The sequence below is a fragment of the Micromonospora sp. NPDC049257 genome (assembly GCF_040678915.1).
GTDB classification, from domain to species: Bacteria; Actinomycetota; Actinomycetes; order Mycobacteriales; family Micromonosporaceae; genus Micromonospora; species Micromonospora antibiotica.
Genome location: NZ_JBFAQU010000031.1, coordinates 49,796 through 65,099, shown reverse-complemented (window position 1 = coordinate 65,099; position 15,304 = coordinate 49,796). Strand labels below are relative to the sequence as shown.

At 72.9% G+C, this 15,304-nt stretch carries 12 protein-coding genes; 6 read left to right on the top strand and 6 right to left on the bottom strand.

Going from position 1 to position 15,304, the window contains the following annotated elements:
* Positions 1–156: 156 nt before the first annotated feature.
* Positions 157–774, bottom strand: a complete 618-nt coding sequence (locus tag AB0K25_RS28525) for a DUF4126 domain-containing protein (RefSeq protein ID WP_208568503.1) — start codon at positions 772–774, stop codon at positions 157–159.
* A 71-nt stretch (positions 775–845) separates the two neighbouring features.
* Here AB0K25_RS28525 and nucS point away from each other — a divergent pair, with 71 nt between their 5' ends.
* The gene (nucS, locus tag AB0K25_RS28520; RefSeq protein ID WP_219464431.1) at positions 846–1,505 is read left to right on the top strand and encodes an endonuclease NucS; all 660 of its coding nucleotides are present in this window, start codon (positions 846–848) and stop codon (positions 1,503–1,505) included.
* 147 nt (positions 1,506–1,652) lie between these two features.
* On the opposite strand, the gene AB0K25_RS28515 is transcribed toward nucS, so the two are convergent.
* Positions 1,653–3,152 carry an aldehyde dehydrogenase family protein gene (locus AB0K25_RS28515; RefSeq protein WP_219464430.1) on the bottom strand — a complete coding sequence of 500 codons (1,500 nt, stop codon included), beginning with the start codon at positions 3,150–3,152 and terminating at the stop codon, positions 1,653–1,655.
* Between the two features lie 193 nt (positions 3,153–3,345).
* On the opposite strand from AB0K25_RS28515, the gene AB0K25_RS28510 reads away from it, so the two are divergent.
* The 4 genes from AB0K25_RS28510 to AB0K25_RS28495 all read left to right on the top strand — a co-directional run bounded on the left by AB0K25_RS28510 (position 3,346) and on the right by AB0K25_RS28495 (position 7,386).
* The gene (locus tag AB0K25_RS28510) at positions 3,346–3,813 is read left to right on the top strand and encodes an FHA domain-containing protein (RefSeq protein WP_219464429.1); all 468 of its coding nucleotides are present in this window, start codon (positions 3,346–3,348) and stop codon (positions 3,811–3,813) included.
* Between the two features lie 410 nt (positions 3,814–4,223).
* Complete coding sequence (locus AB0K25_RS28505; protein WP_363823683.1) at positions 4,224–6,008, top strand: 3-hydroxybutyryl-CoA dehydrogenase; 1,785 nt, start codon at positions 4,224–4,226, stop codon at positions 6,006–6,008.
* A 111-nt stretch (positions 6,009–6,119) separates the two neighbouring features.
* On the top strand, positions 6,120–6,446 hold the full coding sequence (locus tag AB0K25_RS28500) for a hypothetical protein (RefSeq protein ID WP_219464428.1): 327 nt from the start codon (positions 6,120–6,122) through the stop codon (positions 6,444–6,446).
* 139 nt (positions 6,447–6,585) lie between these two features.
* Positions 6,586–7,386: an alpha/beta hydrolase gene (locus tag AB0K25_RS28495; RefSeq protein ID WP_363823681.1), complete on the top strand. Its 801-nt coding sequence runs from the start codon at positions 6,586–6,588 to the stop codon at positions 7,384–7,386.
* A 223-nt stretch (positions 7,387–7,609) separates the two neighbouring features.
* Here AB0K25_RS28495 and AB0K25_RS28490 read toward each other — a convergent pair whose 3' ends face one another.
* The 4 genes from AB0K25_RS28490 to mce form a co-directional block, all read right to left on the bottom strand.
* Positions 7,610–9,001 (bottom strand): AI-2E family transporter, encoded by a 1,392-nt coding sequence (locus AB0K25_RS28490; RefSeq protein ID WP_357534984.1) that lies wholly within the window; start codon positions 8,999–9,001, stop codon positions 7,610–7,612.
* A 275-nt stretch (positions 9,002–9,276) separates the two neighbouring features.
* Positions 9,277–11,424 (bottom strand): hypothetical protein, encoded by a 2,148-nt coding sequence (locus tag AB0K25_RS28485; protein ID WP_363823679.1) that lies wholly within the window; start codon positions 11,422–11,424, stop codon positions 9,277–9,279.
* Positions 11,425–11,601: 177 nt separating this feature from the next.
* Positions 11,602–12,867, bottom strand: a complete 1,266-nt coding sequence (locus AB0K25_RS28480) for a DivIVA domain-containing protein (protein WP_219464425.1) — start codon at positions 12,865–12,867, stop codon at positions 11,602–11,604.
* 501 nt (positions 12,868–13,368) lie between these two features.
* Positions 13,369–13,845 (bottom strand): methylmalonyl-CoA epimerase, encoded by a 477-nt coding sequence (gene mce, locus AB0K25_RS28475; protein ID WP_357534980.1) that lies wholly within the window; start codon positions 13,843–13,845, stop codon positions 13,369–13,371.
* Positions 13,846–13,908: 63 nt separating this feature from the next.
* On the opposite strand from mce, the gene AB0K25_RS28470 reads away from it, so the two are divergent.
* Positions 13,909–15,102, top strand: a complete 1,194-nt coding sequence (locus AB0K25_RS28470) for an acetyl-CoA C-acetyltransferase (RefSeq protein WP_208568429.1) — start codon at positions 13,909–13,911, stop codon at positions 15,100–15,102.
* Positions 15,103–15,304: the final 202 nt, after the last annotated feature.

The following is a 15,304-nucleotide window of genomic DNA, read 5'->3' as shown; positions in this document are numbered from 1 at the left end:
CAGACGGTCCAGGTGTCGGCGTACCCCGACCACTACGCCCAGTGGGAAACCCAGGCCGCCGACCTCGTCGCCCAGCACTGGAACAGCTGACCCGCGTACGACACGATGGCCGGCACCCCGCCCGGGGTGCCGGCCATCGGCGTGTGCGGCGGCGGGTCAGACCCGGTAGCCGGCGGCGCGGGCCGCCTCGCGGTCCCGGCGTCGCTCCCGGCGTCGCCGCAGGAACCAGACCACGAACGCCACCATGCCCAGCAGGAACGCCAGCACCAGCACCGGCAGGATGATCGCCACCAGGGACATCAGCACGCTGGTCGCGTCCTCGGCGGTGCTGGCCACCGGTGCGCCGAAGCCCGCCGTGGTCGCGTTGACCACCGGCCTGGCCGCTGCTTTGAACAGGTGTACGCCGAGCGCGATGGCGACCCCGGCGGCCACCGGCACCCACTGGTGGGACGAGAAGAACCCGCCCGGGTCGCTGACCGTCACCGTCTCGGAGCCCGAACCGGCACCGAAGGCCAGCCCGCCGGCGGTGGGCCGGACCACCGTCTGCACGACGTCGTTGACGTGGTCGACCACGGGCACCTTGTCGGCGACGACCTCGACCGCGAGCAGTGCGGCGAGGATCGCCAGTACCCACCCGTTGCCCAGCCACTGCCAGCCGCTGGGCAGGTCGATCAGGCTGGTGTAGCGGGCGAGCAGACCCATGGTGAGCAGGGGGATGTAGGCGTTGAGGCCCGCCGAGGCGGCGAGACCGGTACCGGTGAGGACTTCGAGCACCATCTCAGCATCGCACCGGCACGCCAGTGCCGCGCGACGGTGACCGGCCGGTCCTCGGCTACCCTCGTCGGGTGCGTCTGGTGATTGCGAAGTGCTCGGTGGACTACGTCGGACGGCTCTCGGCGCACCTGCCGCTGGCCACCCGCCTGCTCATGGTCAAGGCGGACGGGTCGGTGTCGATCCACGCCGACGACCGGGCGTACAAGCCGTTGAACTGGATGAGCCCGCCCTGTCGGCTGGAGGAGGCCCCCGGCGTGTGGCGGGTGGTCAACAAGGCCGGCGAGGAGTTGCGGATCACCCTGGCGGAGATTTTCCAGGACACCTCCTACGAGCTGGGCGTCGACCCGGGGCTGCGCAAGGACGGCGTCGAGGCGCACCTGCAGGAGTTGCTGGCCGCCAACCCGGAGACGCTGGGGGAGGGCTTCACCCTGGTCCGGCGGGAGTACATGACCGCGATCGGCCCGGTCGACCTGCTCTGCCGGGACGCCAACTCCAGCGCGGTCGCCGTCGAGGTGAAGCGGCGTGGCGACATCGACGGCGTCGAGCAGCTCACCCGCTACCTCGAACTGATGAACCGGGACCCGCTGCTCGCCCCGGTGGCCGGTGTCTTCGCCGCTCAGGAGATCAAACCGCAGGCCCGGGTCCTCGCCACCGACCGGGGCATCCGCTGCGTGGTCGTCGACTACGACCGGCTGCGGGGCATCGTGCGCGACGAGCTGACCCTGTTCTGACTGTGAGGCTGGCGTCGGCGCGCTGCGGGCACCACCGCCCCGCCGGGCACGCGGCCCGGTGGCCAGCACCCCCGTACCCCGTGCGGCCCGGCACCGCCCGTGCGGCTGGCGTTGCGCTGTGCGGCCCGGCACCGCCCGTGCGGTCGGTCAGCGGCGGCCGTAGAGCGCCTTGGCGACCTTGACGAGGCGGGCCACGTCGGTCGGGGTCCGCTCGAAGGTCATCGAGGGCAGCAACGACCGGGCCCGCCGTCGGGTGACCGACTTGGCCCGCCCGAACTCGCGCAGCCCGTCCTCGCCGTGGATCCGGCCGAAGCCCGAGTCGCCCACCCCGCCGAACGGCAGCGTGGACATCCCGGCGAAGGTGAGCGCCGAGTTGACCGACGCCATCCCCGACCGCAGCCGCCGGGCGATCGCCACCGCGTCACGCCGACCGAACACCGAACCCCCCAGGCCGTACGGCAGGGCGTTGGCCCGGCGTACGGCCTCGTCGGCGTCGGCGACCCGGCTGATGGTCACGGTCGGGCCGAACGTCTCCTCGCGGATGGCCGAGGCGGACTCGGGGACGTCCACCAGCACCGTCGGATGCACGTACGGCGGCTGGACGGCGGCGGGGCCACCCAGCACCGCCCGCCCCCCGGCGGCGATGGCCTCGTCGATGTGCCGGCGGATCACGTCGAGCTGGCTCGGCATGGTGATCGGGCCGAGGTCGGCGGAGTCCGCGCCGACGGTCAGCCGTCCGGCGCGGGCGACCACCCGGGCGACGAACTCGTCGTAGACCGGTGCCACCGCGTAGACCCGTTCGATGCCGATGCAGGTCTGGCCGGCATTGGTGAGCGCGCCCCAGACGCAGGCGTCGGCGGCGGCGTCCAGGTCGGCGTCGGCGTCCACGATCATCGCGTCCTTGCCGCCGGCCTCCAGCAGCACCGGGGTCAGCGACTCGGCGCAGGCCGCCATCACCGCACGGGCGGTCGCCGTGGAGCCGGTGAACGCCACCTTGTCGACGCCCGAGCGGCACAGTGCCGCGCCGACGTCGCCCAGGCCGTGCACCGCCGTGAACACCGGCTGCTCCGGCACCACCTCGGCGAACGCGTCGACCAGCCACTGACCGGCCACCGGGGTGTACTCGCTGGGCTTGAGCACCACCGCGTTGCCGGCGGCCAGCGCGTACGCGGCGGAGCCGACCGGGGTGAAGACCGGGTAGTTCCACGGGCCGATCACCCCGACCACGCCGTGCGGCTGGTATTCTAGGTGGCCGGAGAACTCGGCCAGGATCAACCGGGACCGGACCCGGCGCGGCCCCAGCACCCGGCGGGCGTTGCGGGCCGCCCAGTCGATGTGCTCGATGGCGGTGAGGATCTCGACGACCGCGTCACCGACCGGTTTGCCGCCCTCGACGTGGAGCAGTTCGGCCAGTTCCTCGATCCGCTGGGCGAGCAGGGCCCGCCAGCGCAGCAGGCGCGTCCGGCGGCCGTCGAAGCCGAGCCCGGCCCACCACTGCCCGGCCGTGCGGGCGCGGTCGACCGCGCGCTGCACCTCCTCGGCGGTGGCGACCGGCAGCCTGCCGGCTTCCGCGCCGGTGGCCGGGCTGGTCGAAACCAACTGACCATCGGTGACTACCGGGGTACCCGGGACCTGTACAGCCGTCATGGCGGAAGTCTAGACCCGGAAGCTACCAGCTGGTAGTTGTGAGTGCTGCTCGTCTATTGCTTCCGCCGCCGCCTGTTCGGTGGACGGTCGATGTCCGCCAGGGGTCGCGGAGGTGGCCGGGCGGGTGGTGAGCTGGTCACGCGGAGCTGGCAGGCTGGGCGCGAGGCGACGGCGGATGGGGAGCTGACTGTCCATGCAGGATCATCCGGAACTGATGCCGCTGTTGACGGTGGCCGGCGGGCCGATGCGGGGGGCGAGTTTCCGCGTCCGGCCCCGACCGCAGGTGATCGGCCGGGCGCCGGACGTCGACATCCCGGTGGCGGACGCGCACCTGAGCCGGCGGCACGCCGAGGTGCGGCTGACCGAGGACGGGGTGGTCCTGGTCGACCTGGGGTCGACCAACGGCACCTGGCTCAACGACCGGCGGATCACCGACGCCGAGCCGCTCACCGACGGCGACGTGATCCGGCTGGGCCGTACCGAGCTGCGCTACTTCGACCCCGGGCTGGCCACCACCGACCCGGTCGGCCTGAGCTTCACCGGGGGCCTCGGCGGCCGTCGGGACCACCGGCCCACGCTGCCGCTGCCGCCGCGTGCCCCCGGCCCGGCCGACGCCGTGGCCGGTCGCCCCGTCGCCGCGGTACGTGGCGTCGACACCTGACCGCGGGGACACGGCCGACCGCCGGGGCTTCCGCCGCCGGGCCGGCCTGACCGGTTGCCGCCTCGGGCTCGACGGCGCTACCCCGGCCGGTGCGACGGCGCGGCCCTGACTGGTGCGACGGCCCTGACTGGTGCGACGGCGCGGACTGGTGCGACGGCGCGGACTGGTGCGACGGCGCGGACTGGTGCGACGGCATGGCCGTGACTGGTGCGGCGGCGTGGCCCGATGGGTTCGACGACGCGGCCCGGCCGGTGCGGCGGGGCGGCCCCGGCCGGGTGCGGGAAATCTCCCAGGGCGTCGCGACGGCGCACCGCCGCGTGGCACACTCCGACGGATAACCTTAGCGTTCGTTCATGTGCGCAGCGTCCGTCCGTGTCGGCGGCGGCGGAGTCAACCAGGGGAGGCCGGTCGTGGCGCGGGAGTTCACCAGGGTGGGCGTGGTCGGTCTGGGCACCATGGGTGCCGGCATCGTCGAGGTGTTCGCCCGCAACGGTGTCGACGTGGTCGCGGTGGAGATCTCCGAGCCGGCCCTGGCGCGGGGTCGGGCCACCCTCGCGCGGTCGACCGACCGGGCGGTGGCCAAGGGCAAGCTGGCCGAGAACGACCGGGACGCCCTGCACTCCCGGGTCGACTTCCAGGTCGGGCTGGAGGCGCTGCACTCGGTGGACCTGGTGGTAGAGGCGGTGCCCGAACACCTCGACCTGAAGCGACGGCTCTTCGCCGAGCTGGACCGGATCTGCCAGCCCGACACCATCCTGGCCACCAACACCTCCTCGCTGAGCGTCACCGACATCGCGGTCGCCACCGACCGGCCCCAGCAGGTCGTCGGCCTGCACTTCTTCAATCCGGCGCCGGTGATGAAGCTGGTCGAGGTGGTTCGCACGGTGGTCACCGCCGCCGACGTGGTCGACGACGTCGAGGCGCTCTGCGCCCGGCTCGGCAAGGTCGACGTCACGATCAGCGACCGGGCCGGTTTCATCGCCAACGCCCTGCTGTTCGGCTACCTCAACCAGGCGGTCAGCATGGTCGAGGCCCGGTACGCCACCCGGGAGGACATCGACCTCGCGATGAAGCTCGGGTGCGGCCTGCCGATGGGCCCGCTCGCCCTGCTGGACCTGATCGGCCTGGACACCGCGTACGAGATCCTCAACACCATGTACCGGCACGGCGGACGGGACCGGCGGCACGCCCCGACACCGCTGATCAGGCAGATGGTCACCGCCGGGTTGCTCGGGCGCAAGTCCGGACGCGGCTTCTACACCTATGACAAACCGGGCTCTCCGAAGGTCGTACCCGACGGGCAGACGCCGGCCCCGACGCGGACGGCGCCCGACAGCGCGCCGGTGACCACGGTCGGCGTGGTCGGGGCGGGGGCGCTGGCGGCCGGCCTCGTCGAGGTCTTCGCCCGGGCCGGCTACCCGGTGCTCTCGGTGGACGGCGACACCGGCTCGTCGGCCGGGATCTCCGGCGCGGTCCGGAGCGCGCTCGACGAGGACGTGGCCCGGGGCGAGCTCGACGCGGCCGACCACGAGGCGACCCTGGCCCGGATCACCTGGTCGGCCACCCTGGAACAGCTCGCCGACGTCGACCTGGTGGTCGAGGCGGTGGCCGAGGAGTCGAGCGTCAAACAGGCCCTGTTCGCCCGCCTCGACGAGGTCTGCAAGCCGGGCGTGCTGCTCGCCACCACCACCTCGTCGCTGCCGGTGATCGAGGTGGCGATGGCCACCCAGCGTCCGGCCGACGTGCTCGGCCTGCACTTCCCCGACCCGGCGGCGAGGCGACCGCTCGTCGAGGTGGTACGCACCATCCGTACCTCGGCGGAGGCCACCGCCACCGCCACCGCGGTCTGCGCCGCGCTCGGCCGGACCACGGTGGTCTGTGGCGACCGGGCCGGCTTCGTGGTCGACGCGCTGCTCCTGCCCTACCTGAACGACGCGGTGCGGATGCTGGAGGCGGGCTACGCCTCCGTCGACGACATCGACCACGCGATGAAGCTCGGCTGCGGGTACCCGACGGGCCCGTTCGAGGTGCTCGACGCGATCGGCCTGGACGTGGCGCTGGCGGGCCAGCGGGCGGTATACCGGGAGCAGCGCGAGCCGGGCCTCGCCCCCGCGCCGCTGCTGGAACACCTGGTCACCGCCGGTCACCTGGGTCACCGGTCCGGCCAGGGCTTCCGGGACCACTCCGGGCACTGACCGGGGCGACGGTCGGCCACCCGCCGCTGATCCGGGCCGCCGCACCGCTGTCGGGCCGGGCGGCGTACCTCACCGCGCAGCAGCCCGGGAACTGACCGTAACCTTGGCAAGGTGAGCCCCCGTCGCAACCGTCCCCGCCGCGAGGACACCACCCAGTTGGACGCCGGCCGGGCCCGCCACGGCGTGGAATCGGTGCAGCAGTGGCGCGACGGCGAGTGGCAGGTACGCGGGATCAGCGGCGGGGCGTCGGTCAAGACGTACCGCTGCCCCGGATGTGACCAGGAGATCCGACCCGGGGTGGCGCACCTGGTGGCCTGGCCGGCCGACGGCGCGGGCGACCTGACCGACCGGCGGCACTGGCACAGCGGCTGTTGGCGGGCCCGGGACCGGCGGGGGCCCAACCTGCTGCGCGGCCGGGGCGCACCCCGCTACGGCTGACCGGCCCGGCCGACGAGGTGCTGCCCGCCGGCCGGCGGATTCCGGTGGGCGGCGGCCGGTGGGGCCGGTCGGGCGATCCTGGTCACCCCGGTTGCGCCCCGGGCGCGCGGCGGCGACGACTTCGCGGCAGACTTGGGCGGTGAGCACACCGATCCGCGCGTCGTCGATCCTGCCCGGCCACCGGGAGGACATCGAGCTGCACACCGCCGACGGCCTGCGCCTCGTCGGCGAGCTGGCCCGCCCGGCCGACCGGGACCCGGTGGGCACCCTGGTCTGCCTGCACCCGCTGCCCACCCACGGCGGGATGATGGACAGCCACGTCTTCCGCAAGGCGGCCTGGCGGTTGCCCGCCCTGGCCGACCTGGCGGTGCTCCGGTTCAACACCCGGGGCACCAGCAGCGTCCGGGGCACCAGCGAGGGGGCCTTCGACAACGCGGTGGGCGAGCGCTTCGACGTCGCCGCCGCGATCGAGTACGCCGAGTTCCACGAGCTGCCGAACGTCTGGCTGGTGGGCTGGTCGTTCGGCACCGACCTGACCCTCAAGTACGGCTGCGACCCGGCGGTGGCCGGGGCGATCCTGCTCTCCCCGCCGTTGCGTTTTTCGAACCCCGCGGACCTGGCCGTCTGGGCGGAGTCGGGCCGGCCGCTGACCGCGCTGGTGCCCGAGTTCGACGACTACCTGCGCCCCGACGAGGCTCGGGAACGCTTGGCGGCGGTGCCGCAGGCCGAGGTGGTCGGGGTGCCCGGGGCCAAGCACCTCTGGGTGGGCGACGCCGAGCGGGTGCTCGACGAGATCGTCCGGCGGGTGAACCCGGCGGTGCCGCTGCCGCTGCCGACGAGCTGGGACGGCCCGATGGAGACCGGCGACGTCAGCGCGTACGCCGACCGCACGGTGGCCGCCTTCGCCGACACCCCCGTGCCGGGTCCCGCCGCCGGCTGAGGCCCGCCCCACCCCTCCCGCCGCCCCACCCCTCCCGCCGCCCTGCCCTCCCGCTGCCCGCTCCGCCTTCCCGTGACCGCGCGCGACGGTCCAAGATCGTGCTCGATCCATGTTGTAGTGGCCTCCTGGCCGGAGGAGCCCACTACAACATTGTTGTTGTGGCCGGAACCCGGCGGGCTGGGCGTGGGGGTTGTCCGGCTGGGGCGGGCCGGGGTGGGCTTGGTCAGCGGCGTTCCTGGCGGGGGAGCACCACCTCGCGCAGGATCAGTTGGAGGGCGGCCACCACCGGGATGGCGATCAACGCGCCGACCACACCCATCAGCGCCACCCCGAGCAGTGCGGCGAGCAGGGCGGCCACCTCGTTGACCTCCACCGACCTTCGCATGATCTTGGGGTAGATGAGGTAGTTCTCCACCTGCTGGTAGAGCACGAAGAAGACCACGCAGGCGATGCCGACCGGCAGCCCGGTGGCGAACCCGACCAGGCTCACGATCACCGCGCCGAGGGTGGCCCCGATCTGCGGGATCAGGTCGGTCACCGCCACCACCACGGCCAGCGCGAACGGGTAGGGCAGCTCGACGACCAGGGCGAAGACGAAGGTGGTCGCGCCGGCCAGCACGGCGATGCTCAGCGCCCCTACCATGTACGCGCCGACCTTGGTCAGGATCTCGTCGCCGATCAGGCTGACCCGTTGCCGGCGGGACCTCGGCACCAGCGCGTACCCGAGGTCGCGCAGTTTGTCGAAGTAGGCCAGGAAGTAGATCGTCAGCACCAGCACGGTGAGCACCCGGAAGAGGGTGCCGAAGATCAACTGGGCGCCGCCGAGGACCCCGCCGAGCGCCCGACCGACGGTGTCGGCGTTGGCCAGCTCCTGCACCCGCTGCATCACGTCGTACCGCACCACCAGGTCGTTGACGGTACGGTTGCGGCGTAGCTCCTCGACATAGCTGGGTAGTTGTTCGATGAACTGCCCGGTCTGGGTCACCACCGGCGGCACCAACGCCACCAGCCCCGCGATGATCAGCAGCACCAGGGTCAGCACCACCACCGTCACGGCCAGGCCGTGCGGCAGCCCCCAACGGCGCAGCCGCACCACCGCCGGGTTGAGCCCCACCGCCAGAAAGAGCGCGATCACCACCAGCACCAGGATCCCGCTGGCATTGCGGATGCCCAGGAACACGGTGTACGCCAGCAGCACGCCGAGCGCGCCGGTGAAGCCGACCAGGAAGCTGCTGCGGCGCAGTGGCCGGCCGGGCCGACCGAACCGTCCCGAACCGGTGGCGACCGACCCGGGTTCCCCCGGCTCGACCTGCTCCGTCGCGGCACCCGCCGCTGCCTTCGCCCTGACGGCGGTGCCGGTGTCCTCGGCGGTGGTGGGGTCTTCGGTGGGGTCGGAAGCTGTGCGGGAGTCGGCGACCGGCCCGGTGCTCGCCGCGCCGGCCAGGGCGGTGGACGACGCCCCGCCCGTGATCTGGTCCGTCGTACCGGTGCGGTCCGCCGCCGGTACAGCCCTCGAACGGTCCGCGGCCGGTGCCACCCCCGAACGGTCCGACGTTCCGCCGGCAGGGGTGTCGTCCCCGGTCACGTCGTCGCGTGCCGGGTCGTGCTGTGCCACCGAGCCTCCCCAGTTCCGCCCCGGCGCTGCTCACCGGAGTGGATCACCATGCCCGTCCGGTGAACACCTACCGTACGGGCCTCCGCCCGCAGGGTAGTGGGGTCCGGTACCGCCAGCCACCCCGGGTCACCCGGCAGCGCACCTACGGTTCGTAGTCACCCGGTTCGCAGTCGCGCGGTTCGTGGTCGCGCGGGTCGCGGTCGGCCGGTTCGCAGTCACCCGGTTCGTGGTCACCCGGTTCGCGATCGGCCGGTTCGTGGTCGCGCGGGTCGTGGTCACTCGGACTCGACGGTCACCGTGCTCGGGGTGGCGCTGCGCTCGTCGGTGGTCGGCTTGGTGGGTCGCTTGCCGTTCTCACCGGTACTGGTGATCTTTGTCGGGGTGGCCTCCCGACCGGCGGTGCCGGGGACCGCGGCGACGGTCGGTTCGCCGTCCACCCCGGCGCTGGCCGTCCCACCGTCCACCGTGGTCACCGGCTCCGCCTTGGGCTTCGTACCCGTGCCATCCGGTCGGGTGCCGTTGACGGCCGGGGCACCCGCCGGCTTCGTGACCGCCACGGCCGAATCCGGCCTGCCGCCGGCACCCACCGGCTCCGGTGCCGGCTCGCCGGTGCCGGGGGTCGGCTTCGGCTTCGGCTTCGTGCCGTTGCCGCGTACGCCAGTCCCGGGTCGGTCGCCGTCCGGTGACGGTGCCACCGCGTCGGGGCCCACCGGCGTCGCGGCGTGCATCCGGAGCGCGGTGACGTCCCGCTGCACCTCGTCGTGTTCCTGCCGCGCCTGCCAGGTTTCCTGACGCAGGTCGGCGAGCTGCTGCTGAGCCTGGGCGATCTCCAACATCACCCGGGCGAGCTGCTGCCGGCCGGCCGCCGCCTCCTGCTGGGTGGTGGCGAGGTGCTGCTGGGTGGTGGCGAGGTGCTGCTGGGTGGTGGCCGCGTACTCGTCGAACTGCCGACGCGAGGCGGCGACGTGCTCGTCGGCCTGGCGACGCTTGTCGGCGCTCTCCCGTTCGGCCCGGTCGAGCAACTCGGCGGTCTCCTGCTCGACCCGCCGACGTAGCTCGCCGGTCTCCTGCTCGGCCTGCCGGCGCAGCGTCGCCGCGTCCGCCTCGGCGGAGCGGCGGATCTCCGCCGCGCCCTGCTCGATCTCGTCACGCCGGGCGGCCCACTCCCGCTCCAGCTCCTCCTGCCGGGTCCGGTGCTGCTGCTCCAGCTCGTTGTGCCGGGTCTGGTGCTTGCGGTCCAGCTCGTCGCGGCGCTTGGCGAACTCCTGCTCGGCGGCGGCGCGACGCTGGGCCAGCTCCCGGTCGGCGGCCTCCCGCCGGCCGTTGACCTCCTGCTCCACCCCCGCGCGCCAGGCACCCAGCTCCTGCTGCGTCTGGGCGCGGGACTGCTGCACGTACGCCTCGGTCTCGGTGCGCATCCGCTGCACGTACGCCTCGGCCTCGGCCCGGCTGCGCTGCGCCGCCTCGGTCGCCTCGGTGGTCAGCCGGTGCGCCTCCTGCTGGGACCGGGTCCGGGTCGCCTTCGCCGCCCCCTCGGCGTCGTCGGTGACCTGCTTGGCCTCCTGGAGCGCCTTGGCACGGGTGGCCCGGCTGGCCTCGGTGGCCGACTCGGTGAGCCGCCGGGCCTCCTGCTGCGCCTTGGTGTGCACTTCCTTGGCGGCCTCACGCAGGTCGGTGGCCTCCTTCTGGGCCGTGGCCAGCGCCGCCTTGGCCGCCTCACGCAGCTTCGCGGCCTCCTGCTGGGCCCGGGTGTGGATCTCCCGAGCGGTGTCGCGCAGCTGGGTGGCCTCCTGCTGGGCGCGGCTCAGGGCCTCCTGGGCGGTGGCCCGCAGCCGGTTCGACTCGTCCTCGGCGGTGGCCCGCAGCAGAGTCGACTCGTCCTTGGCGGTGGCCCGCAGCCGGGCGGCCTCCTCCTTCGCCGTACGCACGGCGGCGTCCGCCTCGGCTTTGCGGGCCGTGGTGTGCCGTTCCTCTTCGGCACGCCGCGCGGCGAGGGCGATCTCGAAGTCCTTGAGCGCCCGGGCGGCCTGCTCACGGGCCTCGTCGATGATGTGTTCGGCGGCGGCCCGGCGGGCCTCGATCTCCTCGTTGGCGGCGGCCAGGATGGCGTCCGCCTGCTCCTCGGCGAGGGCGAGGATCTGCTCGACCCGGGGGCCGAGGTGCTTGAAGGAGGCCCGGTCCACCACGCCGATCTGCTTGCGCACCTGGGCGAGATCCCGCTGGAGATGCTCGACCTGGCCGGCCAGCTTGTGGATCTGGGTGTACGCCTGCTCCCGCTCACCCGTCAGGGTGGTGATCTCGTGCTCCGCACGAGCGACGTACCGGTCGACCTGTCGTTTGTCGTATCCACGCAGGGCGGACTCGAAGCTGGGCTCCGTCGTCACGTCCCCGCCGAGAGCGAACAGTTCCTCGCCGTGCGACATGCCCCCATCCTCACACGCATCCTGCCCTCCGGGGGCGATACGGACGCCGCTGTGGGGAGCTGTTTCACTGTGGTCGCGCGACAGGGTGTCACAGGGCCGGAACGCGTACGGCGCGGGGGTCCACCGGTTACCCGGTGTCATTCCGCGCCGTGACACATGCCCCGTCGGTGCAGCCGGTCAGCTGGCGGTCTCCGCGGTGGCCCGCGAGTCGGCGTCGGCCTTGGCCGGCTCCGACTTGGCCGGCGCGGCGGCCGGCTGCTGGGCCGGTACGCCCGGCACGATCCCGGCCAGGCCGGAGAGCATCTGACCGAGCTGCGAGGTGACCGCGTCCTTCTGGCGGGTGAGGTCCTCCACCTCGCGGCGGGCCGCCTGGGTGGTCAGGTCCGCCTCGGTGCGCGCCTCGGTGAGCAGCCGCTTCGCTTCGGCCTTGGCCTCGTTGAGGGTCTTCTCGGACAGCGCCTTGGCTTTGTCGACGGTCTCGTTGGCGGTGCGCTCGGACTCGACCCGGCGGGCCTCGGCGCGCTGCTCGATCTCCTTGGCCCGCTCCTGGGCGGCCCGGGCCCGCTGCTCAGCCTCGCCGACCAGCTTCTGGGTCTGCGCCACCTGGGCGGCGTGCCGCTCCGACTCCTCGCGCTCGGCCTTCTCCCGGCGCTCGGCGAGCTGGAGCTCCAGGGCCTGGAGGTCCTTGTCCCGCTTGTCACGGGCGTCGGTGAGCAGCTTCGTCGCCTCGGCGCGCTTCTCCTCGGCCTCCCGGGCGGCCTTCGCCCGCTGCTGGGTGATCTCCCGCTCGGCGGTGGCGCGCAGGGTGGCGACTTCCCGCTCGACGGTCGACTTCAGCTCGGCCACCTCGTGCGCGGTGACCGTACGCAGCTGCTTGGTCTCCCGGTCGGCGTCGGCGCGCAGCGTGTCGGCCTCCCGGCGGGCCTGCACCCGGGCCTCGGCGGCCTCCCGCTCGGCGGCGGTACGGACGGTGCCGGCCTCCCGCTCGGCGGTGGCCTTCATCGCGGCGGCTTCGGCGCGCGCCTTGTCGGTGATCTCCCGCGCCTCCAGCCGGGCAGCGGAGAGGATCCCTTCCGACTCGCGCTTGGCCTCGTTGCGGTGGTCGTTGGCCTGCTCCTCGGCCAGCCGGAGGATCTGCTCGACCCGGGTACCGAGACCGGAGAGGGTCGGCCGGCTGTTCTCCTCGAGCTGCTTGTTGGTGTCGGTGAGCTTCTGCTCGAGCGCGGCCTGCCGCTGCTCGGCCTGGCGAAGTCGACGCTGGGCGTCGTTCATCCGCTGCTCGGCCTCGGCGCGGGCCTGCTCCGACTGGGTCAGCGCGGCCGTCATCCGGCCGAGAAAGTCGTCGACCTGGTGGGTGTTGTAGCCGCGTAGGCCGACCGTGAAGTCCGGCTGCGAGTTCGCGTTATCGAAGAACGCGAGAGGGGAGGACTGCTGCTGGGGCATTGGGACATACTTGCAGACCCCCCGGGGTCGTTCGCAAGAGCGGTGCCGAGCTTTCGTGTCCTCTTTACAGGGTCCACCGGGTCGTCCCGTCGGCCCCGCCCAAACGGCGATCTTGGCAGGTCCGGGCGGACCCGCCGTCACGCGAAGTAACGAAACTGAGGCCCCGCCCCCGCCCCCGGCGCCCTTTCCACCACCCCCAATTGGCAAGCCACCGCAATACGCCCACCACCCCCGCCCAAAACCCAATCCCACCCCACTCCACCCCACCACCCCTCCCACCCACACCCCCAACCGCCCCGGCCCACCCGGCCCACCCGGCCAGGCCCCGGTGATCAAGAGGTTTAGGTCACTTTGATCTTCAGATCTGACGCAAACCTCTTGATCACCGGGGCGGGGCAGGGCGGGGCGAGGCAGGGCGGGGCGAGGCAGGGCCGGGTGGGGCGGGGTGGGGTGGGGTGGGGGAGCGGGGGCGGGGCGGGGTGGGGGAGTGAGGGGGTGGGGTCAGTGGGGGGTGGTGGCGGGTTGGACGAGTTCGACGAGGACGCCACCGGCGGCCTTGGGGTGGACGAAGTTGACCCGGGAGTTGGCGGTGCCGCGCTTCGGGGTGTCGTAGAGCAGTCGTACGCCACGTTCGCGCAGGGTCGCACAGGCCACGTCGATGTCGGCGACCGTGTACGCCACCTGCTGCACCCCGGGTCCGTTGCGGTCGAGGAACTTGGCGATGGTCGACTCCGGCGACAACGGGGCGAGCAGCTGCACGCAGCCGCCCTCGGCGGTCGGGCCGACGGCCAGCATCGCTTCGCGTACCCCCTGCTCGGTGTTGGTCTCCTGGTGTATGCAGCGCATCCCGAAGGTGCGCTGATAGAAGTCGATCGCGGCGTCGAGGTCGGCGACCGCGACCCCGACGTGATCGATACGGAGCAGCCCGATGTCTGTGACGTAGTCGGCAGCGGGCTCGACGGAGGAGTTTTCAGCCATGCCGCTAGTCTGGCCGAACAGGCGTTAAGGCGTACAGGTTGGTACCCCCCTCGGAGGCAGGCAGTGGCATCGGTGATCGTCAGCGGCGCGCGGACCCCGATGGGCCGGCTGCTGGGCAACCTCAAGGACCTCCCGGCGACGAAGCTCGGCGGCATCGCGATCAAGGCGGCGCTGGAGCGCGCCGGGGTGGCCCCGGACCAGGTGCAGTACGTGATCATGGGTCAGGTGCTCCAGGCCGGTGCGGGGCAGATCCCGGCCCGGCAGGCGGCGGTGGAGGCGGGCGTCCCGATGTCGGTGCCGGCGCTGACCATCAACAAGGTGTGCCTCTCCGGCCTGGATGCGATCGCCCTGGCCGACCAGCTCATCCGGGCCGGCGAGTTCGACATCGTGGTGGCCGGTGGCATGGAGTCGATGACCAACGCCCCGCACCTGCTGCTCGGCCAGCGCGCCGGTTACAAGTACGGCGACGTGACGGTCAAGGACCACATGGCCCACGACGGGCTCAGCGACGCCTGGGACTGCTGCTCGATGGGGGAGTCCACCGAGCGGCTCGGCGGACGGCACGGGATCACCCGCGAGGAGCAGGACGCGTTCGCGGCGGCCAGCCACCAGCGGGCCGCCGCCGCGCAGAAGAACGGGCACTTCGCCGACGAGATCACCCCGGTGGTCATCCCGCAGCGCAAGGGCGACCCGCTGGTGATCAGCGAGGACGAGGGCATCCGCCCGGACACCACCGTCGAGTCGCTGGCGAAGTTGCGCCCGGCGTTCGCCAAGGACGGCACGATCACCGCCGGCACCTCGTCGCCGATCTCGGACGGCGCGGCGGCCGTGGTGGTGATGAGCAAAGCCAAGGCGAACGAGTTGGGCCTGACCTGGTTGGCCGAGATCGGCGCGCACGGCAACGTGGCCGGCCCGGACAACTCTCTGCACTCGCAGCCGTCGAACGCCATCCAGCACGCCCTGAAGAAGGGCGGCCTGAGCGTCGAGGACCTCGACCTCATCGAGATCAACGAGGCGTTCGCCCAGGTCGGCATCCAGTCCACGCGGGACCTCGGCGTCAGCACCGACAAGGTCAACGTCAACGGTGGGGCGATCGCGCTCGGCCACCCGATCGGCATGTCCGGGGCCCGGCTGGTGCTCACCCTCGCGCTGGAACTCCAGCGCCGTGGTGGTGGCACCGGCGCGGCGGCGCTGTGCGGCGGCGGTGGCCAGGGTGACGCCCTGATCATCCACGTACCCGCCGACACCGGGAACTGACCGGCCGTCGGGCCGGATGGCGCGGAGCGTGGTCGCGGGTCCGGGTCGGTGCGGCGAAGACAACGGTCGGGGGCGGGAACTTCCCAGCTCACGGTCGTCGGGCGAGGTGGGCGTGTGAGTGCGAGGAGTGAGTGGGGTTGGCGAGCACCGCAGTCGTGGGCGAAGGTGACCCGGTGAGTGTCGAGAGCGCCCCCACCCCCGC

Coding starts and splice junctions, on each gene's coding strand:
- AB0K25_RS28515 (WP_219464430.1), bottom strand. CDS start 3,152: ATGACGGCTGTACAGGTCCCGGGTACCCCGGTAGTCACCGATGGTCAG.
- AB0K25_RS28510 (WP_219464429.1), top strand. CDS start 3,346: ATGCAGGATCATCCGGAACTGATGCCGCTGTTGACGGTGGCCGGCGGG.
- AB0K25_RS28485 (WP_363823679.1), bottom strand. CDS start 11,424: ATGTCGCACGGCGAGGAACTGTTCGCTCTCGGCGGGGACGTGACGACG.
- AB0K25_RS28480 (WP_219464425.1), bottom strand. CDS start 12,867: ATGCCCCAGCAGCAGTCCTCCCCTCTCGCGTTCTTCGATAACGCGAAC.
- mce (WP_357534980.1), bottom strand. CDS start 13,845: ATGGCTGAAAACTCCTCCGTCGAGCCCGCTGCCGACTACGTCACAGAC.